This is a genomic window from Aquabacterium sp. CECT 9606, from assembly GCF_918741295.1.
Lineage (GTDB): Bacteria > Pseudomonadota > Gammaproteobacteria > Burkholderiales > Burkholderiaceae_C > Aquabacterium.
Genome location: NZ_CAKKNB010000003.1, coordinates 635,159 through 658,873 on the forward strand (window position 1 = coordinate 635,159; position 23,715 = coordinate 658,873).

Genomic DNA, 23,715 nt, shown 5'->3' on the forward strand with positions numbered 1-23,715 from the left:
TCAAGTCCGCACACGGCAAGCAAAATAGCCATCGCCCAGGTCTTGAACAGACCCGCCAGAAACCCTTTCCCCATCGATCCACAGACCTGCGTTGGTCACGATCAGGTGACGAAGCGCGGTACCATTTCGACTACTCCGGTAGGGCTGATGATTCCTGCCAAACCATTCACCCCTGATCGGTCAGAACACGCAGTCAGTACGCGCCGATACATCCTGACGAGGTCCATCGTTGAACGCATCGGCCACCACTGCGCTTTCTGTCCTCAGCTTCTGGCGTGACCTGGAAGTCTTCAACATCCCGACCGCGCCATCGGCCAAGGACGGCTCGGACCAAGTCAAGATCGTCACGCCCCCACGCGGCAGCAAACTACCCTGGCAGAGCGCTGAGTTCAGACCAACCGAGACTCACGGCTACATCCACGTCGTCTATGTCGGCGTGGCCGACACCGAAGACCTCTCGCGCCTGACGCTGCAAGCGGTGTTCCCTGACCAGGACCTGAGTGAGCGCGAGCGGCAGCAGCGTACCCCCGGCAACGGTTGGCTCGCCGCCTTTGTCGCCAACGAACACGGTGTCCCCAAGCTGGACAGCTACCTGCCCGCCAGCTTTGCCCATGGCGTCGATGCGCTTTGGCATTCGCAATCCCTGGACAAGATCAATGCCAGGCTGGTGCGTGCCCGCGACGAGTTCGGCCAGCGACGCCACCGGATGTCGCAGGTGTCAGCCACCCCCGACCACAACCCCGATCCCAATCTCGATACCAAGGCCATCGCCAATGGGGAGGCCAACACCGACCAGCCCCTGCCAGGCCCCTTGACCTGGGCCGACCTGGATGAAGAGGTGGCCACCGTGCTCAAGCTGCTCGGCTCGGGTGCCGATGCGCCGGACATGGTCTGGCGCGTGGTCGTGCGGGTCACTCGCGTCAAGCGGCGCTTCCTGGATGCCAACCTGGATGCGGCCACCGACTACCTGAACTCGTTCTACCTGGACGACCTGGATCGCCTGATCACGCAGGCGCGCAAGAACAAGCCCTTTGGCAAGGCCCTGGGCAGCTACCTGGGTGCGCCCCTGGATGACAGCCAGCGCATCGACATCCTGGAGCAGCACACGGCCATGGGTGAGCTGCTCAGCGTCGCGCGCCTGCCCAGTGCACGTTGGCCCGCTTCGGCCAAAGCACCGCTGGCACTCGCTCAGCAAGCGGCTGTGGCGCAAGTGCTGCATGCCTTGGGCCGCGATGGCGGCACCCTGGGTGTCAATGGCCCACCGGGTACTGGCAAAACCACCTTGCTGTGCGACGTGATCGCCGAGGTCGTCACGGAGCGGGCACGCAAGATCGCAGCGCTCAGCCGCCCGGTCGAGCTGTTTGACGACAGCGTGAAGGTGGCAGGCAAGAACTTCTTCCCGCTCAAGGCCAAGGTGGTCGGGGGCAGCTCCATCGTGGTGACCAGCACGAACAACAACGCGGTCAAAAACATCACGCAGGAATTGCCTGCACGACAGAAGGTGGCCGAGGAATTCGGGCCGGTGGCGTATTTCGATGAGGTGATCCGCGAGGTCTTTGCCGCACAAAAGGTGGTGAACGACGACAAGCAGCCCATCGACTGCTGGGGGCTGGTGGCCGCTGCACTGGGCAACGCGGGCAACCGCCGCGCGTTCGCCAAGGGCTTCTTCAGGGCGGACTACACCGGGTCCCGTCGGGCTACGACAAGCGTGTCCGACTCGGTCCAGGCCGATGGCGTTGATCCCGACGCAGCAGGTGACAGTGCCCCCAGCCTGCCAGTGAAGGAGCTGCCCCCGTCCATGAAGCAATTGCTGGAAGCGGCCGACAAGGACTACGCCCGCTACCAGGCTGAATGGCACGCGGCCAAGAAGGTGTTTCTGGGCCTGCTGGATGATTTCGAGGCGCGCCGCGCCGTCCTGCTCCTGGCAGAAAAAGCAGCCCTGCGCATCGACGATTGCCGCGACCGCCTCGATGCACAGCGCGCCGCCGTGCACTCGCTGTCAGGCCGCATCGACCTGGCCAGCAAAGACCTGGTCAATCGCCGCGACAAGCTGTCCATCCTACGGGCGCTGGTCGAATCCCGGCAAGCCACGGTCGTGCAGCTTCGCTCGCACGGCTTGCCCAACCTGTGGGACAAGCTCTGCGCCTTGTTCGGGCGCGAGAGCGCCCGCATGGCCACCCAGCGCCAGGCCTTGAGCGAGCCCACGTCGGCCCTGGCCCAAGCCGCCGAAGCCTTGGCCGAGCTGGCGCGCGAGGCTGCGGTGGCCGAGGCGCTGCTCGACAAACAGCAGGCACAGCACCACACCCTGGTGTTGGAACAGCAAGCTGTGGCCCGTGAGTTGGCCAGCCACCAACGCGCCTTGCAAGCGGGGCACGACACCGGGGCCCAGCACTTCCCGGATGCCCGGCTCTGGGCCTTGCCCCCCGGCGAGCGCCATCGCGCCTCGGTCGCGGTCAGCCCGGCGCTGGACACCCTGCGCGCGCGCATCTTCCTGCAGGCGATGGAGTTGCACCGCCTGACCGTGATGGCCAATGCAGGCAAGTTCATCGGCAACCTGAAAGGCGTCGATGGCATGCTGACCGGCGCCCTGAAAGAGCAGTTGCCGCTGGAACAGCGCCCCTTGCTGTGGGATGCATTTTTCTTCATCGTGCCGGTCGTCTCGACCACCCTAGCCTCCTTTGACCGCCTGTTCATGGGCATGGGGCAGGACAGCCTGGGCTGGCTGCTGATCGACGAGGCGGGCCAGGCCACGCCGCAATCGGCGGCGGGGGCCATCTGGCGCAGCCAGCGTGCTGTGCTGGTAGGCGATCCGCTGCAGATCGAGCCGGTGTTCACGGTGCCGCTGGGCCTGGTGGAGGAGTTGCGCCAGCGCCATGGCGTGCCCGCCCTATGGTCACCCAAGGACGAGTCCGTGCAGACGCTGGCAGACCGTGTCACGCGCCATGGCTCGTGGGTGGCGGCTTCGGTCGGCACCAAAACAGGAGACGACAACAGCGCGCAGCGCCTGTGGACGGGCATGCCGCTTCGCACCCACCGGCGCTGTGACGAGCCGATGTTCACCGTGGCCAACCGCATCGCCTATGCCGGGCAGATGGTGCATGGGCGGGTGGATGAGCAGGGGCACCCAAAGATGGTGGCGTTTTCATGCGTGCTGGGCGAGAGTGCCTGGCTGGATGTGCAAGCCACCCGCAGCCAGCACCCGGTGGTTCAGGATGAGCTTGATGTGCTGGAGGACTGCCTGCGTGCGCTTCAAGGGCAACCGGCCTTCACCCCGGCAGGCAAACCAGGCGGCACTGCCAAGGCGGCGAAGATCTTTGTGATCTCGCCGTTCCGCAAGGTCAAAGCTGCCTGCGACTCGCGGATCAAGGCCGCTGGCATCCAAGGGGTTGACTGCGGCACCGTGCACACCTTCCAGGGCAAGGAGGCTGAGATTGCCTTCCTGGTGCTGGGCACGGCGCCGGGGCAAGCCGGATCGGGCGCCCGGGCCTGGGCCTCGGGCAAGCCCAACCTGCTGAACGTCGCCATCACGCGGGCCAAGTACCGCCTGTACGTGATTGGTGATGCCGCCCAATGGGGAACACTCAAACACTTCAGCGAGTTGCACAGATCCTTGCCAGCGGTCAAACCCACGCCAGCAAATGAGCCCGACCTCGTTGCAAACATGCGCTGATGCAGCGACTCATGGGCCCCCGCGCTGTTCGCAAACCAGCCTCGCATTGCCGAAGTGACCGCACCGACTAACCACATGTAGTTATCCACAAAAACTGGGGATAACTACATGTGGGTTTTAGATCTTCCCCAAGTGACACAAGGGCGTTCTCGGCCCGCCTAATTTTCAGGCAATGCCATACATGGCAGTGGACCAAACGTGGGCACAAACGATGGTGCAGCCTACTAGGAACGCGAACCCCACATACGATGGTCGTCACAATGACAAACCACCAGACCGGTGACGGCATTTGCCCGACACGCCTCAGGCAGCCCTGCGAAGCTTGACAAGGAGCAAAAGCCAACGCACCATGCCGACAACTGAGCCACGCTCGTCGCAAAACGCAAGTCAATGAATTCGCCGTCCATGCGCCAACTGCAAAAATTGTTCTGGGCCTCAGCAACCTTTTCAAAACGAGCCGCAGGGTCGATCCGAACCGGATGTTCTCGGGGGCCTCTTTGCCGTATAGGAAGACGCCCACCTTGGTCTTGATCTCGCCTTCAGGGTCGGTCACGAAGTCCTGGGACTCGGTCTGAATGCCACCGCCGCCGCAAGCTGGGTCGTAAATAGTCAGGGGGTTGGGGAGTTGATCCTTGACGGGGATGAGCACCAAGTTGGTCATCAACTTGATGACCTCACGCGGCGTGAAGTGTTCACTGCTTGGAATGGTGCGAGCACCATATTCGCCTGCTTCGGGAGCAGCTTGAGGCCCACGAAGTGTTTGGCGATCGACTCCTGGGCGCTTGCCTTCACCCCGTGATGGTCCCCTCAATCAACTACACAACGGGTGAACCGGTTGACTTCGGTACAGAAACCAGGACTTTTTGCATCGTTTCCCGAACACTTTGGCCATCCGGCCCCGGGCAAACGCTGTCCTTTTGGGGCTTCTTCGACGACCAGAAACGTAGATAGCATTCAATAATGCGACAAACGTGCCGAAAGCTTGTCTGTCGGTGGTCCATCCCATATCGAGCAGCAAAGAGATGAGGCTCGATCCATGTATGCCGCATTGTGTGGGATGCCCAGTCGACAAACAACTAGCCGGATAGCCCATGAAACTCAACCACCTGAAGATCAGCCAACGTCTAGCCCTCGCATTTGGCTTGATCACGGTTCTGCTTGTGGCTTCATCCGGCCTTGCGTTGCACGAGTTGGGCTCGGTCGAGCAAAGCCTCGATAGCATCGCCACCGGCAGCAACGTCAAGGTGAAACAGAACAACGAGATGGCCGAGTCGGTACATGTCGTTTCACGCGTGATACGTACAATGGTACTGCTTCACGAAAAGGACGAGGTCCGCGCCGAAGAAATCAAACTCAAGCAAGCACGCGCGCACTACGACAAGATCTGGGACACGCAGCAAAAGCTCCCGGCCAGTGAGGCCGACAAGGCAATCCGAAGCAAGATTGCCCGCGCAGCTGAAGCCGCGCGCGGTTTGAACAACAGTGTGATTGAGTTGGCTCATGCCGGCAAGGACGAGCAGGCCATCGCCGTATTGCTCAAGGAGGCCGGGCCGGCGACCCAGAAGTGGCAAGATGCGCTAGACGAGTACATCGCCCCCAGGAAGGCGAAACCAAACGGCAACTGGAGGTGGCCACCATGGGCTACGACCAAGCGCGTGCAGTTTTGATTGGCACCGACATCCTGGCTGTGACGCTGGCCGTACTGCTGGGCTGGCTAACCAGCCGCTCAATTACCGGACCGATGGAGCAAGCCAAAGCGGCTGCAGAGCGTATTGAAAATGGCGACCTGACGGTTGAGATCACGGCCGAAGGCAAAGACGAGACCGCACAGCTGTTAGGAGCCCTGTCAAACATGAAGGACAACCTGACCCACATCGTCAGAGGTGTGCGCGAAAACGCTGAGAGTGTGGCCACGGCCACGGCCGAGATTGCCCAGGGCAACAACGACTTGTCAAGCCGTACCGAACAACAGGCCAGTGCCTTGCAGGAAACGGCTGCGTCGATGGAAGAGTTGAATTCCACAGTGAAGCAAAACGCCGACAACGCCAAACAGGCCAATCAACTGGCATTGGGTGCCTCAACGATCGCGGTCAAAGGAGGCGACATGGTCTCGCAGGTGGTCGATACGATGAAGGGCATCAACGACAGTTCCAAGAGGATCGCTGACATCATCGGTGTGATCGACGGCATTGCCTTTCAAACCAACATCCTGGCCCTGAACGCGGCTGTGGAGGCAGCGCGCGCCGGCGAACAGGGGCGCGGCTTCGCGGTGGTGGCCGCCGAGGTGCGTAGCCTGGCCGGGCGTAGCGCCGATGCCGCGAAGGAGATCAAGGGGCTGATTGCCACCAGCGTCACACGCGTTGAACAGGGCACGGCGCTGGTCGATCAAGCTGGCGCGACGATGACCGAAATCGTCGTCGCAATCCGCCGCGTGACCGACATCATGGGGGAGATCAGCTCAGCCTCGACCGAGCAGAGCACAGGCGTGGCGCAGGTTGGGGAGGCCGTGAGCCAAATGGATCAGGCCACGCAGCAGAACGCGGCGCTGGTTGAGGAGAGCGCCGCCGCCGCGGAGAGCCTGAAACACCAAGCATTGCAACTGGTGCGGGCTGTGGCGGTGTTCAAGCTCAGCGCAGGCATGCCGGACTCATGCGAAGTATCCGATCAGGACCCGCCCTCCATGAGGCCCATTCTCAACAACCGCGATACCGCTGAGCAAGCCACCGAATTTCGACGGCGGATGCGGCCTGATTCAAAATGACGCAAGCCATGAACTCGTCTCCGGCGCTGCTCCATGCCGATCCTTTGGCGCCCGTCGCCTTGGGTGACAACAACGCGGCACTCTTTCGCAAACTGCTGCTGGGGGTGTCTGTCATGGCCGGCCTCACGCACCTTTGCTTCCTGCTGCTGTTCTACAACAGTGGGGTGACGCAGCTGGCCATCATCAATGTGGGCAGCATCCTTTGCTACGCTTTGACCTTCTCATTGCTGTGGCACCACCATGTGATTCAGGCCTGGATGCTGATCATCCTGGAGGTGGTGGGGCACGCGGTTCTGGCCGTCTATTTCGTGGGCTGGGAGAGTGGGTTCCACCTCTACATCATGTTGGCACCGCCGGTGATGATGTTCAGTTCGCTGGGCAACTGGCGCGGCAAGGCGCCTCTGGTGCTGGGGCTGGCAGCCTTGTACGTGGGCTTGGACTTCTTCTTGCGCCCGGCCACGCCGATCTCGGCGCTGGCGCCTTCGGTGCTCAATGGCTTGTACTACTTCAACCTGATCACCGTGCTAGGGATGCAGATTTTCCTGGCGGGCATGTACTACCGCCTGGTGGTCCAAAGTGAACAGCAGCTGCGTGAGATGGCCACCACCGATCCGCTGACCCGCCTGCGCAATCGCCGCAGCGTGCTGGACACCTCAACCTGCGAGGCCGCCAAGCAGCGTCGCGATGGCCGGCCCTTGTCCTTCATCCTGTGTGATGTGGACCACTTCAAGACGGTGAATGACACCCACGGCCACGAGGCCGGTGACGAGGTCCTGAAGGCGGTGGCCAAGATCTTGCGCTCAGGGGTGCGGGAAGTGGATCACGCCGCCCGTTGGGGCGGCGAAGAATTCCTGCTGCTTTTGCCCGAAACCGCCTCGCCCGGTGCCGAGATGGTGGCCAACCGCCTGCGTGAAGCCATCGCCGAGCTTCGGGTGCCCGGGAAGGACGGTCCTTTGACAGTGACCATGACCTTCGGCATCAGCAGCCTGCACCTCAACGAGCCCATCGACCAGGCCATTGCCCGTGCAGACAAGGCCCTGTACCAAGGCAAGCACGGTGGCCGCAACCGGGTTGAATTGGCCACCGAGGATGTGTTGCTGCAGGCCTGACCCGGGTCAGCTCGGCAAGGCCACGGTGGACAACACGAAGACCCGAACGTCGCTGGCGGGAGAAGTCCAATGTTCCATGAGCACACGGAAGACTTTCAGTCGATCTCGAACATGCACATGCGCAACCCAATCACCCCCTGCCCCAAACCATCATTTGGCGATCAATAGCTGGTCCGCTCCAGGGCGGCACTGACAGCCCCCGTCAGCAACAGTCGCCACGGTTCACCTAGTGTCCTGTCCCGCTGATACGTGAACAAAGTCTGTGTAGCTTTTCCAGGATCGAATCAGCAGTGGACTAAACCGCTCGGGCGGTAGGCGCTTCGACCCGATCGGCGGTGGTGCGTTGAGCCTGCGGCTCTGCGATGTTGGTGATCGAGGCAATCCGCCTCGTTCATCGACTGGAGCCCACCATGGAGATCACCACTCGCCCAGGCACGCCGCTGCGCCACCGCATGCTCGACGACATGCGCATGCGCAAGTTTGCCGAGCACACGCAGGACGGCTACATCCGCGCCGTTCGCAAGCTGGCTGCATTCCTGGGCCGATCGCCCGACACCGCCACCACCGAAGATCTTCGACGATTCCAACTGCACCTGGTGGACGCCGGCACCGGCCCGGTGACGATCAACGCCACCATCACGGGGCTGAAGTTCTTCTTCGACATCACGCTGGGCCGACCTGAGGTGATGGCCAAGATGCAGCACGTGAACGTGCCGCGCAAGCTGCCCGTCATCCTCAGTCCCGAGGTGTAGGCCGCCTGATCGCCGCGGCGCCGAACCTGAAGCACCAGGCTGCCATGTCGGTGGCCTACGGCGCCGGCCTTCGCGTCAGCGAGGTCGTCGCATTGAAGGTCAGCGACATCGACGGCCAACGCATGACCCTGCGCGTGGAACAGGGCAAGGGCCGCAAGGATCGCTACGCCATGCTCAGCCCGGTGCTCTTGGAGCGGCTGCGGGCCTGGTGGCGCTTGGGCCATGCCCAGGGCAGGATCCTGCCTGGCGGCTGGCTGTTCCCGGGCATGGATCCAACCGATCACGTGACGGCACGGCAACTCAACCGGGCCGTCCACCTGGCCGCAGCCAAGGCCGCTCTGGACAAGCGGGTGACGCCGCATGTCCTGCGCCACAGCTTCGCCACCCATCTGCTGGAGCAGAAGGTCGACATCCGCGTGATCCAGGTGTTGCTGGGCCACAAGAGGTTGGAGACCACGGCCCTGTACGCCGCGGTGGCCACCGACCTGCTGCGCAGCGTGATCAGCCCGCTGGATCAGACATCGGACAAGCCTCGGCCCGAGTAGGCCGCCGCAGTGGTGATGCAAGGACGGCCTGCCCTGGAGGTCGCCGACATCTTCCGCACCCACGGACCCGCCTGGCGTGAGACCCAGCGCGGTCACCTGAGCCTGGCTCAGCTCAAGGTGATGTCGGCCATCACCCAGTGTCGCACGGCGGCACTGGGTGGCCATGTCCTGCGCTGCGACGGGTGCGGGGTCGAGCAGGTCTCGTACAACTCGTGCCGTAACCGGCACTGCCCGAAGTGCCAGAGCAGCGCGGCCAAGCGGTGGCTGGATGCGCGCCAGGCCGATCTGCTGCCGGTGGAGTATTACCACGTGGTCTTCACGCTGCCGGCGCCGATCGCCGACATCGCGTACCAGAACAAGGCGGCCCTGTACGGCCTGCTGTTCGACATCGCCGCCGAGACGCTGCTCAGGATCGCAGCCGATCCCAAGCACCTGGGCGCCAGCATCGGGGCCACGCTGGTGCTGCACACCTGGGGCTCGGCGCTGACCCACCATCCGCACGTGCACGGCATCGTGCCCGGCGGCGGGCTGGCACCGGACGGCCAAAGCTGGATCGCCTGTCGGCCCGGCTTCTTCCTGCCCGTGCGCGTGTTGTCGCGGCTGTTCAGGCGCCGCTTCCTTGAAGAACTGCAGCGGCTGTACGACCAGGGACAGTTGAAGTTCTTCGGCGAGCACCAAGCGCTGGCCAACACCCAGGCCTTCGCCGCCTGGATGGCTCCGCTGCGCACGTGCGAGTGGGTGGTCTACGCCAAGCGGCCGTTCGCAGGGCCGCAGGCGGTGCTGGCCTATCTGTCGCGCTACACGCACCGCGTGGCCATCTCCAACAGCCGCCTGCTCGCGATGGACGAGCATGGTGTGACCTTCCGCTGGAAGGACTACCGAGCCAAGGGCAAGACACGCCACAAGGCGATGACGCTGAGTCCGCAGGAGTTCATGCGCCGGTTCCTGCTGCATGTCCTGCCGGGTGGCTTCCACCGGATTCGCCACTACGGTCTGCTGGCCAACGGCAACCGAAGGGCCAACCTGGCGCTGGCGCGCGAGTTGTTGCACGTCGCGCCGCCGTTGCCTGACGAGCCGGCTGACGAACCGTCGGCCGCGCCGGTGCCGACCTTCGTGTGCGGGCACTGCGGCCACGCCATGGTGGTGTTGCAGGTCTTCTTGCGTGACAACTCGATCCGGGCGCCGCCAGCACCATGACCGAGCTCCATCAACGCCGAACAACTCGACGCCGAACACGGCGTCCGGTGGATGGCTGCGTGCGTTGTTGGATCACCGCTCCTGGACGACCCGCCAATGGCCGCTGCTGCATCGAAGTGGCGCGCCGCAGGCCGCCCTCGTTCGTCAGTGCCATCTCGATGAGGCGTCGCGGGCTAAGGGCTCACGATGCACGCGCAGACCAATCGCCATAGCCGCTGCGCCCAACGACCACCGTGACGTTCGCCGCGGTTTCCTCCCTCGAGGCTTATGCAACACCTGCCCGGACGCATCGTCGGCAAGCGATCACCTGCGCGCGAGGGCAGGTGTCGCACAAGCCTTAACTGTAGCAGTCCATTTGAACGGTTGGCAACTCGCGTTGTGCGCGGCCACGAAGTGATCAATACGCTGCACGAGTTGTTTGACGCTGGTGAACGAACCTCGCCGAATGGCCTTGTCGGTGATCAGCGCGAAGAACCGCTCGACCTGATTGAGCCACGAACTGTACGTCGGGATGAAGTGCATGTGCCAGCGCGGTCTGGCCGTTAGCCAAGCCTTGACCTTCGGGTGGCTGTGCGTTGCATAGTTGTCGACGATGCAGTGGACATCAAGCTCGGCCGGCACAGCCTTATCAATCTCGCGCAGGAAGTCGAGAAATTCCTGATGCCGGTGGCGTGGCTTGCAACTGGCCAGCACCGCGCCATTGAGTACGTTGAGGGCGGCAAACAGCGTGGTTGTGCCGTGACGCTTGTAGTCATGAGTGACGACTTCGATATAGCCAAAGCCCATCGGCAGCATGGGCTGGGTGCGTTCCAGTGCTTGGCACTGGCTCTTCTCGTCCACACAGATGACCAACGCGTTGTCCGGCGGACTCAGGTAAAGACCCACAACGTCGCGCAGCTTCTCGATGAAGAACGGATCGTTCGACAGCTTGAAGCCCTCGCTGCGATGAGGCTGCAGACCAAAGAGTTGGAAGTAGCGCTGCACGCTGGTTTTGGAGATGCCGGTCTCGGCAGCGACGGTTCGCACGCTCCAGTGCGTCGAACCGTTGGCAGGCTTGGTATGCAACGTCGTCTTGATGAGTTCGGCCACGCGCTCGTCGTCAATGGTGCGGGGCTTGCCTGGGCGCATATCGTCGTACAGTCCGGCGATACGTCGTTCGATGAAGCGACAGTGCCACTTGCCCACTGTCGCTTTGCTCAACTCCATGCGCTCGGCGATCGAATTGTTGGGCTCACCGTCAGCGCTACTCAGAACAATGCGAGCCCTGGCGCTCAACGCCGCCGGCAGCGATCGGCTACGTGCAAAGGCTTGAAGCTGCGAACGCTCATCGTCCGTCAGCAGCAGATCAGTCTTTGGTCGGCCTGTTCTCATCGCGGTATCTCCGTTCCCAAGATACCGCACGGCATACAAGATTAATGCCAGTTATTTGCGGGACAGGACACTAGCGGGCCCATTGCGCCATTTGCTCAATCGTCAGCGGTCCCGTATGGCCAGTGTTGGTGACGAAGCGTTCAAAGGTGGACAAGGCGCGAGCAGTTGAACACAGCTTGAACCCAAGTCGACGTCGCTCATCCAGGTATTGCCGCACCCTGGAGGCCAAGTCGCTGCTGGGGACGCCCGGGGCGCTCATGCTGCACTCCCTGGCCAAGGCAGGGCAACCTCGGCAAGCGCTTGCAAGTCGAGTTTGGCGTAGATCAACGAGGTGTTCATAGATCAATGCCGAAGTACGTCGGCGACCTCCTTGATCGAGCTGCCTTTGTTGACCAAGCGGCATGCCAGCGTGTGACGTAAAGCGTGGCTGCTAGGAGCGATGCCAGCGTGTCGCAGAGCACGACCGATGGCGCTGCCGACGGGGCCGTCGTGCGGTGCCACCCGCGTCAGTTCGGTTGCAATGAAGCCGCGAACGTCTTCTGGCTGCAACTCACCGATGGCGATGGCTTTGCCGGCGAATTTACACAGGAGTAGCCTGCCTACGATCGCCAGTCGCCCCGCGCGCGTGCCGACCCCCAGGCCGCGGGCGTCGCGCATGTGCACGTTGTAGCGGTGCAGTTCCTCCGCAATGGGGCCGCTGGGACCGGAGAGTTCCAAGATAACGTGCTGTTCACGAAGCACGGCCAACAGGTGCGCAAGACTGGCCCGCAGATCGTCATGGGTGCGCAATGCGGTGGCATGGTAGTCGCATCGCGGCAAGTGCGAATCCAGGAACTGCCGGACCAGGGCCTCGTCAATCTGATCGACAGTCAGCCGACATCGTGTCATCCAATGGGCAAAGTGCGCCAATGCGCGTAGGTCGGTCGCCACGGTACCTTCCGCGTACCGACCACGTTCAATACGGCTTACTGCGACCGACCTAAACCGGTCAGCCAGATGTACAACGATTGCCACTGGCGCATGCCTTTTATACAGAATCTTCGAGCGAACCAATGAGCGCGGCAACGAGAACGCCTCCTGGGATACGGACTTCGACAGAGTGGTCTTCGGTGTACGCATCAAGACTGCTGCATCAACTGAGCGATGCCACTGTGCTGATTGGCCTGCTGAGCCAACTCACGTTCTGCCGCTGTTGCGTAGTCGCGGTCCCAAGCCTGCACCTTGGGCGTCATCAGCTTGTGCCATAGCGGCGGGATCATGGCTGCCACGATGGTCGTGAGGTAGCCACCCACCATCATCGGGGCTTCAGGAAAAGGCTTGAGATCCTGGTAGGGGACTTCACCCTGTGCGTGGTGGTGCGAATGTCGCGTCAGGTTGAACATGGTCCACGAGCTAATGCGCTTGTTGGTGTTCCAGGAGTGGCGCGGCTGAACCGGGGTAGCGGGGTCACGCACCATGCCGTAGTGCTCCATGTAGTTGACGATCTCCAACAAGGCCTTGCCCCACAGTGCGCATGCCAGGAAGTAGGCGGCCGCTTGCGCCCCCCCCATGAACCAGGCGCCGACCATCAGCAGCACACTCATCAGGTGTCCACGGATGACAGCATTGAAAGGGCTAAAAACACCGTGCCCTTCGCGTTTGAGGCGTTTGCACTCGATTTGCCAAGCGCTGACGTTGCCCTTGAGGGTTGATGCGATCACATGGAAGTACACATTTCGACCGCGTGGCGCCGTGGCAGGGTCTTCCGTTGTCGAGACGTAGCGGTGGTGCCCATAGACGTGCTCGATCGAGAACACGGTATCGAAACTGAACGCCAGCAGCCAACGACCAATGAGCATCGAGATCGGGTCCCAGGTGCGGTGGGTCAACTCATGCCCCGGTATGGTGCCCATCATGCCGATCATCAGCCCCGTGAGCAGGACACCGGAAACATGGTGCCCCCAATGCGAAGCGTCTCTGCTCGCCAGGGCATCGAAGCCTGTGAGCCGCTGCACCCAGTCCCCAAAGCCAAGCGGATCACCTGCGCTGAACGACCACACCGAAGCAAAGACGATGAGCGCCAGCAGAGGCAAGGCCATCCAAAGCTGGAAGGTGAGGATGCCAGGGTGGCCAAAGCGGGGCGTTGTGGTGTCGTCGCCGCAGATGGCGTCACCAACCAAGTAGGTCAGCAGCACGGCCACGAGGCCCGCTGTGGTCCAGGGCCCACCGACCACCAAGACAGCCAGCGAGAGCAGGCCGACCACGTGGAACAGAAAATACTTGAGATAGTGGAATAGCATCATGTGTCGTCCTCGGTGTTGTTGTCGAAAGGAGATCAGGCAGCAGCCGACACGTCGTGCTGGGTCGTGAACCGGTCCGCGTGGATGTGGGCACGGTCCACGCCGTGCTGAAGCAACAGGGCGGTGACAGCGTCGATCATGGCGGGGGGGCCGCACAAGTAGGCGTGACACCCCGGCCGCAAGCGTTCGGGGATCAGGTCAGTGACCAAGCCAAGACGTCCAGTCCAACTGGACGGCTCCGGCTCTTGCGACAGAATGGGCAGGAACGTGAACGCCTCGGGCCAACGTCGGCTGATTTCCCCAATATCCTCCAGGGCATACAGGTCGGCCTGGGTCCGGGCACCGAAGATCAGGGTGGCCGGTCGTTTGACGCCTTCATGCAACGCCTCCTGCAGCAAGGCAAGGATGGGAGCCAGACCGCTGCCGCCCGCGATCAGCAGCAGGGGGGCTGAGGCCGGCCGCAGCCAGAAGTTGCCGCCAGGCCCTTCCACAGACACCCTGCTGCTGACCAGCGACTGAGCATGCACATGTGATGTGAACACCCCATCGGGCACCTTGCGCACGAAAAAACTCACCTGTGAGTTGGGCTGCACACGGGTGGCAAACGAGAAGCTGCGCGCCACGCCGGGCAGATCCTGCACACTCAGTTGGGCGAACTGACCAGCCTTGTACGGCAGAGACTCGTCCAACTGAATGCGCAGGTGAACAATGTCATGGGTCAGGCGCTCCTGCCCTACGACCCGGCCACTCACCTTGCGATGCGCCTCAATGTGGCTGGTATCGACCTTGATGCGCACATTGGTGCTCGGCACGCTCTGGCAGGCAAGAATGAAGCCCCGGTCAAGCTCGTCATCTGAGAGGATGTAGCCTGCCTGGGTCAACTCCTTGACCTTGCCTTCCACCAACTGGCATTTGCAGGTGGCGCACCCACCCACGCGACAGCTATGAGGAAAATCGATGCCCTCGCGCAACGCAGCCTGCAGTAGCGTTTCTTTGGGACGAACCGTGATGACCACATCGTTGATGAGCGCCGTGACCGCCCTGGGCTTGGTGAAGAAGCTGAACAAATGGATTCCTGGTGGGCAGCAAGAGAGATGTGCTCATTGTGGGAATTGACGACACATCAAGGGAGGGCTGAGATTGACAGGTGCGGGTCATTTATTGACAATTTGAGGTTCACCATGAGCACCAGGCCAGCCACCGACTTTTTCTTGCCCACCCAGTACATTCACCAGATCGCCGATCAGGTGACGCGTATGGGAGCCCGCCTGCCCGACTGGTTCCTTCAGTTGCTGCACCCTGGAGCTAACGGCGAGCTCGATGTCCAGCACTTGTCTTTCGAGGCATTTCAGCGCCTGGTGCGCGAGGCCATGGCCCTCACCTCGGAGCCTGCATTCGGCTTGCTTGTAGGCGAGAGCCTGCTGGTCAATAGCCACGGCATCCTGGGTTATGCGGCTGCGAACAGTCAGACCCTGCGACAGGCACTCGGTGTCATTGAGCGATACCTGCTGCTACGCACGTCCTTGCTGGCGATCCAGCAAGAGGCATCGGGGAAGCAGTTGCGCTTGGTTTTCGTTGAACCCCATCCGCTGGGAGACGTTCGCGCAGCCGTGCTGGAGGCAGTTGTGCTGACGGTCAAGAAGCTGATCGACTACGTCACCATGGGGACCTGTCAGGTGTCCTGCGTGGTCTTCCCGTTCGAGCAGCCGGCTCACGCGGCGCTGGCACACGAGTTGTTCGACTGTGCAGTGCGATACGACGCCAGTTGGTGTGGGCTGGAGTTGCCGGCGGCACAACTGGACCAGCCCTTGCAAACGGGCAATCCGCAGGCCTGGCTGGACGCGGTGCAGAGGTGCCAGGAAGAAATGTCAAGGCTGCAGAGGCAGCAAGCCCTGTCGATCCGTGTACGCCAACTGATGTTGTCCAAACCAGGGGGGTTCCCTTCCCTGCAGGTGACAGCGCGCCTTCTCAACCTGACGCCCCGCACCCTGCACCGCAGACTGCAGGACGAAGGGTCATCCTACCGCGATCTCCTGGAGGACACCCGCCACCGACTGGCCATCGATCACCTCAAGGCAGGGCGCCTCACCATGCAGGAAATAGCCTTCATGCTGGGCTACGACGACCTCGCCAATTTCCGGCGCGCTTTTAAGCGGTGGGAGGGCGTGGCGCCAACGACGTTTCGCAATCGCGTCACGAGCCAGCCTCGAAATCGTCCTGTGGTTCAGAAATGAACGACACGTGAGACACTTGATGAAGGTCAGCCGTACCATCTAGATGCGCGTGAAGGCCCGCATTGCGTCGTCGTTATCGAAGCGAACGCCCAGTCGACAATCCTCTCGATGCAAGATGTAGCTCATTTCCCGTTGTTTAGACGGCGCAGAAATATCCGGCCAGTGATAAGTGCAAGATGCAGCCGGAACGCGCTGTGCTCCCCACCCGAAAGCCCCGGATGCGATCCGTCGGTGTGCAGCATCTTGAACAGCCCATTGATGTAATTTTTTGCCATCAGTAGTCCACTCGTTACGGTCCTTGGCGGGCTCAGAAGTGAAGTGCAACACCTTAGTCGGCCTTGCAAAATTCATTTTTCGACCCAATGCGGGTGCGCAAAGCCGAGTTGTGAGGTCTTGCGGGCATGTCGGCTGAGTCAGGCCCGCACACCGAAGTGGTTGCCTGCAGCTTTGAACGTGCCAAATAGCATGACGACCATGGACAGCAGAAAAAATAAAGGCGCAAAAAAGCCTTTGAGGCCTTTGCGGGCGATGGCCCGCAGCAGCCACCGCAGGTTGAATCCAGCCGCACACAGCACCGCGTGCAAGGCATCGCCTTGCTCCCCCTTGAGCCAGCATCGCTGCATCCCGTGGTCTTGCTTGACGTGGCCGATGACGGGCTCGATGGCCTGGCGGCGCTTGAGCCAGCGCCGCTGTTGCCCGGTGAGTCGTTTGGACTTGCCACGGTGGATCAGTTCCACGGGCGCGATCTCGGCATCGACACCGCGGTAGCCAAGATCGACGATGGCCGTCCTGGGCAGGACATCCAGGTCTTGCAGCAGGGTGCTCGTCTGTTCCAGTTGTGCGGCCAGGGTGTGGCCGTCATAGGGGTTGCCGGGGAAGCTGCGCGCGCCGACGATCAAGCCTTTGGCATGGGTGATGGCCAGGCTGACCTTGACACCGAACTCATAGGGCTTGCGGGCCTTGCCCTTGCTGATGCACTCTGCCTCCGGCGCGTGCAAGGCGTAGAGCTTGCCCCTGCCACTGGAGTTGCCTTTGGCTGCCGTCTGAGCGTGGATGCGTTGGGCCTTGTCCAGCATGAGCTGCAACTGCTTGCGGGCCTCTTGGGCCAGCGTGTCCATCTTGCGCTGCACATCGCGCATGAGCACGCCCAGGATGGTGCGCTGACGCCGCAGCACACTGCGCAACCGCTTGAACTGGCGGGCGTGGGCGTAGCCGCCCGCCTTGCGGCGCAACTGCTTGGCTTCGCGCTCGAAGGTCTGCTTGGGCGTCATGCCCAGCTTCTTGGCCAACTCGGCTAGTTGGTCGCGCGCGACATCGAGCAAGCGGCTGTCCGTGGGGTGGGCAATCGACTTCTCCTGCACTGTCGAGTCGACGATCAACTTTTGCAGCTCGGTCTTCTTGATGGCTTGCAGGCGCACGGCCGTCTCGATCGTTGACTTGAGCAACTGCTCAACCCCGGCCTCACCCAGCACCCGGCGGAATCGCCCAATTTGGCTGGGGTCGCATGGCAGGCGATGCTCGTAGTACTCCTGGCCGCTGAAATACTGGAACAGCACATCCTGGGCCCAACGCTCGACAAGCGACTCATCGCTCTCGTTGAAAGCGTGCTTGAGGTACAGCAGGGCCACCATCAAACGAATGGGCAGCCTGGGTCGTCCTGCTGCACTGACGCCACCGGCCACAACCACGGCCATGGGGCCGAACATGTCGGCGTCTTCACGCTGCCTGCCCATGCGCGCCTTGCGCGCAAACAGCGGCGCCAGCGACTTCTCGATCTCGACCCAGGGCATGCGCCGACCCAACACTGCCAATGGATGGTTCAGGTCAATCATGCCGTCCAGCCGGGCGCGGAAGAAGTCGGGCGTACTCATCAGTTTGCATCCTCAAAACTCTCAGGAACTGAACGCTATTGCACCCAAATCTGAGAGTTCTGACTACCCCCAATCACACGGTTCGCCCAGTGTTCATCAGGGGTGTCGCTATTTTGCAAGGCCGACACCTTAGCCTACCTTGACACGCGCCGGAACCCATCGTACCTTGCACGTCAAAGTGAATCTCATCTCAGCGTTATAAACAAGAAATTCGGCGCAACAAGACAAACAAGATTCATACCCGCAGCCAATTTTGAACGTTTCAAAGCATAGGTTAACTGGCGTGGTTCTTTACGTCTTACACTCAGAGCGCTTCGCACTGGCTCCGATGCAAAATTTGGAAAAGTTCGGCCTTTAGCATCTTAAGTTAAGGAACCGCTGATCAATGACCGCTTCGCGTGCACCCATCGACTGTGATGGGTTTGAATGTCGCGACAGCGGTCAAATTCAGCTGGAATTCATGGTTTTTAGCCTTCTCAAAGTGATTTCAGACCCCTTTCGAGGCTCACTGGAGCCATCAAGACGCACCTCGCGGGCATCAAGCGCCAACAGCTTGGAGCGAGTGATCACCAAATTGACCAAACCATTTTCATTATGACGAAACCTTACCACCCAGCAGGCAGCTCCCTTGAAAAAACATGCAAAGCTGAACCGAATTCCGCCATTCACGCGGCGAGGCAATTCTCCAACGCCGTGCCTCACAACTTCGACCTGGGCATGATTGTGGAATCCATGAGCAGCACAGCGGCAGTAATGCGACTACCCTACCGCAACATACTCATGGGCGACTCGGAAAAAGACTGGCTCTACAGCAGCACCCTTTACAGCCTAGCGGACGCTGCGTCCGGCATGGCTGTATTTTGCGCATTGAATGAGCTGACATCCATCGCCACGCTGGACATGCGAATTGACTACTTGCGCCCCACGCCTATTGGCCGCGATCTGTTGGCCAATGCGACTTGCTACCGCTTGACCCGCCAAGTCGCTTTCACGCGCTGCTCCATTTACTTGGCCGATGATGACGAGATATGCGCTATCGCCACAGGCACATTTTATTGTGGAAAGCGATCTGCCACGCACACCATCAAAGCCAAGAGAGACTCGATATGACCCAACGCATGAACGCTGTCCTAGAGGCCCTTGCCTCTAACCGCTATCAAGACCTACTTGACGCCATTCCTTATGTTCGCCATTTGGGCATTCGTGTAGAAGGCGAGCAGGATGCCCGAAAAAGCACTCTTCTCTTCCATCTGCCATTTCGCAATGAGATCATTGGGAACCCTATGCTGCCAGCGCTGCATGGCGGCGTGGTTGGCGCACTACTGGAAACAGCCTCGATGATCCAAGTCATTGCCTCTGAGAGGCAGTCACGCATGCCCCGGCTGATTGATTTCTCAGTAGATTACTTGCGCTCAGCGCGCACGAAAGATTGCTGGGCAGAGTGCAACGTTGTTCGCATGGGCAGCAGCATTGCTGCAGTCAGCGTGCGCTGCTGGCAAGACGATGAGACCGCCCCTATCGCCACAGCACGGGCTCATTTGTTACTGGTCGAGCCGATGCCACAGCAACACGGCGGATTGCCGATGAAACCCCAACCATTTGATATATAAATCAATAAGCAGGAGCATATCATGCAAATCATTGATATCCCAGATCGCCCCTGGGTGAACTTTCATCAATCACAGCCTGACTTCAATCAAAAAATATTGGGATTGGCCGACTTTATCGAGCAGCATGCGAGCGAACGCCAAAAAAAGGCGGCGGCCGAATACCTCGGCGCAACCATAAGCTACGCCGAACTGAATTTTTTGGCAAATAAGCTGGCCAATGCGCTACGAGACCGTGGCGTGCAGCGCTCGGAGACCATCGGACTGCACCTACCGAATACACCAGAGTATCTTATTGCCCTTGTCGCAGCCTCTAAGTTGGGCTGCCCAGTAACTGGTGTTTCACCTCTGTTGACCACACCAGAAATTGAACACCAACTTCAGGATGCGGGCGCCCGATTTCTGATTTCAATGGAACAAGTTTATACCACGTCCGTGGCACCTGCTGATGGGCGGCTCTCTTTGTTGCGGGGCGTGTTTGTCACCAGTCCCATTGGCATTTTGCCAAAGTGGAAGCAGCACGCGGCTTATTTTTCTGGAAAGCTGCCGCGCCCAAGTTGGAAACCAATGATCCACACTGCGACCGAAGCGTTCATGCCGGCGGTGCAAAACGCTTCGGATGCCCACGCCTACGCTTCGGTTGCCGAGGATGAAACTGTATTTATCCAGTATACAGGCGGCACCACCGGAAAGCCCAAGGGGGCAGAGCTCACCAAGCGGAATATGTTTGCCAACGGCTTGCAGGCCATGTCCTTCATCGGGGGTGACAGCGGGGATACTTTTGCGTCTGCGTTCCCGTTGTTCCATCAGGCTGGCCTGGCGATTTCATTGATGGCGTTGCGCGCAGGAGCGCGGCAGTTACTGATTCCGAATCCGCGTGACATTGATTTTTTCATTACTCAGATGAAAAAATTCCCTCCAACCATGCTCGGCAACGTTCCTTCTCTCTACCAGATGCTGTTGGAGAAACCAGCATTTCGTGAGATTGATTTTTCGCGGCTACGTGTCGCCTTTTCAGGGGCTGCACCGTTTGCACCAGAAGGCATCCGTCAGCTTGAGGTCGTTGTCGGTGCCGGCAAACTTTGCGAAGTCTATGGCATGACTGAAACCAGCCCACTCATCACTATCAACCCACCTGGTCGGACCAAACCCGGCACCGTGGGGATACCACTACCAGGCAGCGATGTGAAAATCATGGACGCGGAAACCGGCAACGTTGAGATGCCGGCTGGAGAAGTCGGCGAAATCACGACCTGCGGCCCCAATGTTATGAAGGGTTATCGAGGGCACAGCGAAGCCACTGCCCAGTCAGTGCGTGAAATCAACGGTAAGCGCTGGATGTACACTGGCGATATCGGGTTTTTTGATGCCGAAGGTTACTTGACCATTTGTGATCGAGCCAAGGATATGCTCATTGTTGGTGGGTACAAGGTCTTTTCCGTCGAAGTTGAAAGCAAACTCAAGGAGTTGCCATGCATTGAGCTTTGTGCTTTGGTTGGCCTACCCGATCCCAACCGCCCCGGCAACGATATCGTCAAGTTGTATGTGCAGCTTTCGGCCGATTCGAGTTCAGTCAACCGGGATGTTTTGATGGTGCAGATTCTTGACTTCTGTCGGCAGAACATGGCTCCTTACAAGGTGCCCAAGCACATCGAGTTCATGGCAACGCTGCCACTGACACCTATTGGCAAGCTGGATAAAAAGGCCTTGCGCAATTGACGAACCAGCGAAGGTGCCCGTACCCAAACACCTGCGTGGTGCGGGTGGCCTTGCTGATTGAAATATGGACCGGAGAAAACCCAATGAATGAACACCCGAACTTGGGCACGCTAGCCCCGACGCCACTGATTGACAGCGACCATCCCGATGTGCTCGCTTTCGCAGAACGTCACGCCAAAGGTGCTAACGACCGTGAGCGAGCTATCGCTCTGTACTATGCGGTACGCGACGGTTTCAAGTACGATCCTTACCGAATTGATCTGTCATCCGACGGGATGAGGGCCAGCCGGGTGATCAAGCTGGGTGTCGGCTGGTGTGTGACAAAAGCGACGCTGCTGGCTGCTGCGTCGCGCGCGGCTAGGATCCCGGCGCGTTTGGGCTATTCTGACGTGCGCAACCACCTGTCGACCGAGCGCATGCGGCAGACGATGAAAACCGACTTGTTTGTATGGCACGGCTATGCCGAAATTTGGCTAGAAGGTGCTTGGGTCAAAACCACCCCGGCGTTCAACATAGAGCTTTGTGAGCGATTCGGTCTGCTACCGCTCGATTGGGACGGTCACGCCGATTCGCTCTACCACCCGTTTGATCGAGAGGGCAACCGTCACATGGAGTATGTACGTCAGCATGGCAGCTTTGACGATGTCCCGTTGGCGGAGATCTCAGCCGCCATTACTAGCACTTACCCTGATTTGCATGCACTGTCGGTACCAGAAACGAGCTTTGAAGCTGACGTTCTGCGCGAACAATCTCGATGAGTGCGTAAAGCCCGCACAGGATGATTTCGACGACGGGCCGGAGGCAAATTAGTAGCTCAAGAGAGTCAACGTTCTGCTCTTGAGCCGGGGGCGATCACTCCACAGTCAACAGGACCTTCACCGAAGGGTCCACTGCGCTTTTTTCGATGTAGCCAACTGCATCTGGATTGGAAGCCAAGAGCTTTTTCACTTCGGCGCTGTTAGCAAGCTCCTTGGGCGGCAGCGCCTTACCCGAAAAGACCAGACGCGACCATATTGCCTTCACTTGTGCGGCCGACTTTCCGGCTACTTTAGTGTAGAACTGTTCCCGGATAGTGGTTGATTCGGATTGATCTACCAACACCGCGCTGCCAGCACCAGGGAGTTGAGCATTTTTGCCAAGAAAGAGGCCAGCGGTTTGTTCGGCATTGAGTGCGGTAGCCGGGCTCTTGGCCCCAACCACGATGGCGACTTGAGCGTGCGCGGCATGAACAGAGCAAACCACTCCAGCTGCGAGCAGCCAATGATTGATTGATTTCATGATAGACCTCAGCTCAGAAGACGAAGTCCACAGCTAAGCTGTAGACATTGACAGGATTGGCACCAAACCCGGGTTTGACATCGGTGAACAGGCCGACGCCACCGGTGTCAACCTTGATTCGATCGAATTGCGCTTTTACAGCAAGATTTTTGCGAGCATCCCAGCGTAAACCGACGGCAGCGGTCTTTTGACCAACAGACGCCAGTAAAGTGTTCACACCCCCAGCAAGTTGGTCAAGTCCGGGGTCGATACCTGTGGGGATGACTGACGACGAGATCGGGCTATCCTGAGAGAGTCGAGAGATCGTGACATAAGGCGTCCATACACCATACCGACGCCCAAGCGTCACGTACCAGCCCGTGGTGTCAGCAAAGAAGGCATCGACTCGGCGCTTGGTGTATTCCGCAGTGCCCACGAAGTCATTCCAGTCAATCGCGAGGCCTATTCCGGAGAAGGATGCGGCCTTGTCACTGGTGTCCAACTCTTCCGCCAAAGGGACAAGGGCCTCCAAACCCGGGCTTTGGCCTGCTTGACGCAGCCCGGCAAACAAGCCGTCCAAGCCTGAATTGCCACTCAAGTTGAGCTTGCCTTGCATATGTCCCAACCGCAGCGTCACGGGCCCATATTCGGCTGAGGCGTTGAAACCTACCCCACTCTTTAGCTTAGCCTCACCCCCGAACATCTTGCCGGAGGTGCTACCCGTAAATACTTGAGCATTCACGTTAGTATCGCCAATGCTGCCTTGATAGGAAACATCCACACCATCGAGATGGCTAAACGGAATCTGACCGTAAACATCAACGGGGGGGCGAAGCCAGGTGTTGGCATAACCGACGTCACGGAAATCGCTGACGAGGAAGTAAGGCGTGCCTGTCCGGCCCACTCGCGCGCTGAAGCCCTTTCCGAGTTTTATCTTGGCAAAACCCCACTCGAGTTCCGGGTTCCAGTTACCCTCACCGTTGCGTTTGGTGAGTATCTGAGCGGTTAGCGAAAACACGCTGTTCGGGGTGGCTGAGACTTGCAAACCAAGCTTGGAGTCAACACCGTAATCGACTTTCTTTCTTGCCCCCCCCTCCTGAGGAAAGATGCCATAGGCTCCAAGATCTGTGTTGGTCTTGACGGCTCCCACGGTGCCAAAACCGGAGAAGCTGACCATGGATGGTTCAGTGGTTTCTTCGGCATGAACACCACTTGCATGGACGGCAAAGACCGCAAGTACTAGGGCACTGGACATAATTCGCATGAGTGATTCCTTCTAAAAGAGGTAGCGCATGGGATTAACGAACTACTTCGCCACGCAACGAAATTTACTATCGGCCAAT

Annotated in this window: 17 protein-coding genes and 2 pseudogenes; 11 read left to right on the forward strand and 8 right to left on the reverse strand. The window is 60.0% G+C overall.

What is annotated here, in order from left to right:
- Window positions 1-229 precede the first annotated feature (229 nt).
- Window positions 230-3,670: a DEAD/DEAH box helicase gene (locus tag LQ232_RS15535; protein WP_230181245.1), complete on the forward strand. Its 3,441-nt coding sequence runs from the start codon at window positions 230-232 to the stop codon at window positions 3,668-3,670.
- 67 nt (window positions 3,671-3,737) lie between these two features.
- On the opposite strand, the gene LQ232_RS15540 is transcribed toward LQ232_RS15535, so the two are convergent.
- The gene (locus LQ232_RS15540; RefSeq protein WP_371820258.1) at window positions 3,738-4,481 is read right to left on the reverse strand and encodes an N-6 DNA methylase; all 744 of its coding nucleotides are present in this window, start codon (window positions 4,479-4,481) and stop codon (window positions 3,738-3,740) included.
- 280 nt (window positions 4,482-4,761) lie between these two features.
- Between LQ232_RS15540 and LQ232_RS15545 the strand changes: the two genes are divergently transcribed.
- From LQ232_RS15545 to LQ232_RS15565, 5 genes and pseudogenes are all read left to right on the forward strand, one after another.
- Window positions 4,762-5,337: an MCP four helix bundle domain-containing protein gene (locus LQ232_RS15545; protein WP_230181247.1), complete on the forward strand. Its 576-nt coding sequence runs from the start codon at window positions 4,762-4,764 to the stop codon at window positions 5,335-5,337.
- A gap of 110 nt (window positions 5,338-5,447) precedes the next feature.
- A pseudogene (locus LQ232_RS15550) lies at window positions 5,448-6,431 on the forward strand (methyl-accepting chemotaxis protein); the annotation flags it as partial.
- Between the two features lie 8 nt (window positions 6,432-6,439).
- A complete protein-coding gene (locus tag LQ232_RS15555; protein ID WP_230181248.1) occupies window positions 6,440-7,540 on the forward strand; it encodes a diguanylate cyclase in 1,101 nt (366 codons plus the stop codon).
- Between the two features lie 410 nt (window positions 7,541-7,950).
- A pseudogene (locus LQ232_RS15560) lies at window positions 7,951-8,837 on the forward strand (tyrosine-type recombinase/integrase).
- 15 nt (window positions 8,838-8,852) lie between these two features.
- Window positions 8,853-10,034, forward strand: coding sequence for an IS91 family transposase (locus LQ232_RS15565; RefSeq protein WP_230181249.1), 1,182 nt, complete (start codon window positions 8,853-8,855; stop codon window positions 10,032-10,034).
- A 303-nt stretch (window positions 10,035-10,337) separates the two neighbouring features.
- Here the strand turns inward: LQ232_RS15565 and LQ232_RS15570 are convergent, their stop codons facing one another.
- From LQ232_RS15570 to LQ232_RS15585, 4 genes are all read right to left on the reverse strand, one after another.
- Window positions 10,338-11,405: an IS630 family transposase gene (locus LQ232_RS15570; protein ID WP_230181250.1), complete on the reverse strand. Its 1,068-nt coding sequence runs from the start codon at window positions 11,403-11,405 to the stop codon at window positions 10,338-10,340.
- 342 nt (window positions 11,406-11,747) lie between these two features.
- A complete protein-coding gene (locus LQ232_RS15575; protein ID WP_230181251.1) occupies window positions 11,748-12,335 on the reverse strand; it encodes a tyrosine-type recombinase/integrase in 588 nt (195 codons plus the stop codon).
- Window positions 12,336-12,523: 188 nt separating this feature from the next.
- On the reverse strand, window positions 12,524-13,687 hold the full coding sequence (locus LQ232_RS15580; protein WP_230181252.1) for an alkane 1-monooxygenase: 1,164 nt from the start codon (window positions 13,685-13,687) through the stop codon (window positions 12,524-12,526).
- Window positions 13,688-13,719: 32 nt separating this feature from the next.
- The gene (locus LQ232_RS15585) at window positions 13,720-14,751 is read right to left on the reverse strand and encodes a 2Fe-2S iron-sulfur cluster binding domain-containing protein (protein WP_230181254.1); all 1,032 of its coding nucleotides are present in this window, start codon (window positions 14,749-14,751) and stop codon (window positions 13,720-13,722) included.
- Window positions 14,752-14,895: 144 nt separating this feature from the next.
- Here LQ232_RS15585 and LQ232_RS15590 point away from each other — a divergent pair, with 144 nt between their 5' ends.
- Window positions 14,896-15,918: an AraC family transcriptional regulator gene (locus LQ232_RS15590; RefSeq protein ID WP_230181256.1), complete on the forward strand. Its 1,023-nt coding sequence runs from the start codon at window positions 14,896-14,898 to the stop codon at window positions 15,916-15,918.
- A gap of 413 nt (window positions 15,919-16,331) precedes the next feature.
- On the opposite strand, the gene LQ232_RS15595 is transcribed toward LQ232_RS15590, so the two are convergent.
- Entirely contained in the window at window positions 16,332-17,789 is a 1,458-nt protein-coding gene (locus LQ232_RS15595) for an IS5 family transposase (protein WP_371820260.1), read from the reverse strand.
- A 594-nt stretch (window positions 17,790-18,383) separates the two neighbouring features.
- On the opposite strand from LQ232_RS15595, the gene LQ232_RS15600 reads away from it, so the two are divergent.
- The 4 genes from LQ232_RS15600 to LQ232_RS15615 all read left to right on the forward strand — a co-directional run bounded on the left by LQ232_RS15600 (window position 18,384) and on the right by LQ232_RS15615 (window position 21,873).
- Window positions 18,384-18,899, forward strand: a complete 516-nt coding sequence (locus LQ232_RS15600; protein ID WP_230181258.1) for a PaaI family thioesterase — start codon at window positions 18,384-18,386, stop codon at window positions 18,897-18,899.
- Between the two features lie 8 nt (window positions 18,900-18,907).
- Window positions 18,908-19,399, forward strand: coding sequence for a PaaI family thioesterase (locus tag LQ232_RS15605; protein WP_230181262.1), 492 nt, complete (start codon window positions 18,908-18,910; stop codon window positions 19,397-19,399).
- 21 nt (window positions 19,400-19,420) lie between these two features.
- Window positions 19,421-21,115, forward strand: coding sequence for an AMP-binding protein (locus LQ232_RS15610; RefSeq protein ID WP_230181264.1), 1,695 nt, complete (start codon window positions 19,421-19,423; stop codon window positions 21,113-21,115).
- 83 nt (window positions 21,116-21,198) lie between these two features.
- On the forward strand, window positions 21,199-21,873 hold the full coding sequence (locus tag LQ232_RS15615) for a transglutaminase family protein (RefSeq protein WP_230181266.1): 675 nt from the start codon (window positions 21,199-21,201) through the stop codon (window positions 21,871-21,873).
- Window positions 21,874-21,967: 94 nt separating this feature from the next.
- On the opposite strand, the gene LQ232_RS15620 is transcribed toward LQ232_RS15615, so the two are convergent.
- Both LQ232_RS15620 and LQ232_RS15625 read right to left on the reverse strand, forming a co-directional pair.
- Window positions 21,968-22,393: a hypothetical protein gene (locus LQ232_RS15620; RefSeq protein WP_230181268.1), complete on the reverse strand. Its 426-nt coding sequence runs from the start codon at window positions 22,391-22,393 to the stop codon at window positions 21,968-21,970.
- A 13-nt stretch (window positions 22,394-22,406) separates the two neighbouring features.
- Window positions 22,407-23,636: a hypothetical protein gene (locus LQ232_RS15625; RefSeq protein ID WP_230181269.1), complete on the reverse strand. Its 1,230-nt coding sequence runs from the start codon at window positions 23,634-23,636 to the stop codon at window positions 22,407-22,409.
- Between the last annotated feature and the right edge of the window lie 79 nt (window positions 23,637-23,715).

What these genes read in the sequence shown, in the direction of transcription:
- LQ232_RS15565 (WP_230181249.1), top strand. Translation starts at nt 8,853, where the DNA reads ATGCAAGGACGGCCTGCCCTGGAGGTCGCCGACATCTTCCGCACCCAC.
- LQ232_RS15605 (WP_230181262.1), top strand. Translation starts at nt 18,908, where the DNA reads ATGAACGCTGTCCTAGAGGCCCTTGCCTCTAACCGCTATCAAGACCTA.
- LQ232_RS15555 (WP_230181248.1), top strand. Translation starts at nt 6,440, where the DNA reads ATGAACTCGTCTCCGGCGCTGCTCCATGCCGATCCTTTGGCGCCCGTC.
- LQ232_RS15625 (WP_230181269.1), bottom strand. Translation starts at nt 23,636, where the DNA reads ATGCGAATTATGTCCAGTGCCCTAGTACTTGCGGTCTTTGCCGTCCAT.
- LQ232_RS15615 (WP_230181266.1), top strand. Translation starts at nt 21,199, where the DNA reads ATGAATGAACACCCGAACTTGGGCACGCTAGCCCCGACGCCACTGATT.
- LQ232_RS15570 (WP_230181250.1), bottom strand. Translation starts at nt 11,405, where the DNA reads ATGAGAACAGGCCGACCAAAGACTGATCTGCTGCTGACGGACGATGAG.
- LQ232_RS15620 (WP_230181268.1), bottom strand. Translation starts at nt 22,393, where the DNA reads ATGAAATCAATCAATCATTGGCTGCTCGCAGCTGGAGTGGTTTGCTCT.
- LQ232_RS15580 (WP_230181252.1), bottom strand. Translation starts at nt 13,687, where the DNA reads ATGATGCTATTCCACTATCTCAAGTATTTTCTGTTCCACGTGGTCGGC.
- LQ232_RS15600 (WP_230181258.1), top strand. Translation starts at nt 18,384, where the DNA reads ATGACGAAACCTTACCACCCAGCAGGCAGCTCCCTTGAAAAAACATGC.
- LQ232_RS15610 (WP_230181264.1), top strand. Translation starts at nt 19,421, where the DNA reads ATGCAAATCATTGATATCCCAGATCGCCCCTGGGTGAACTTTCATCAA.
- LQ232_RS15595 (WP_371820260.1), bottom strand. Translation starts at nt 17,789, where the DNA reads ATGAGTACGCCCGACTTCTTCCGCGCCCGGCTGGACGGCATGATTGAC.
- LQ232_RS15545 (WP_230181247.1), top strand. Translation starts at nt 4,762, where the DNA reads ATGAAACTCAACCACCTGAAGATCAGCCAACGTCTAGCCCTCGCATTT.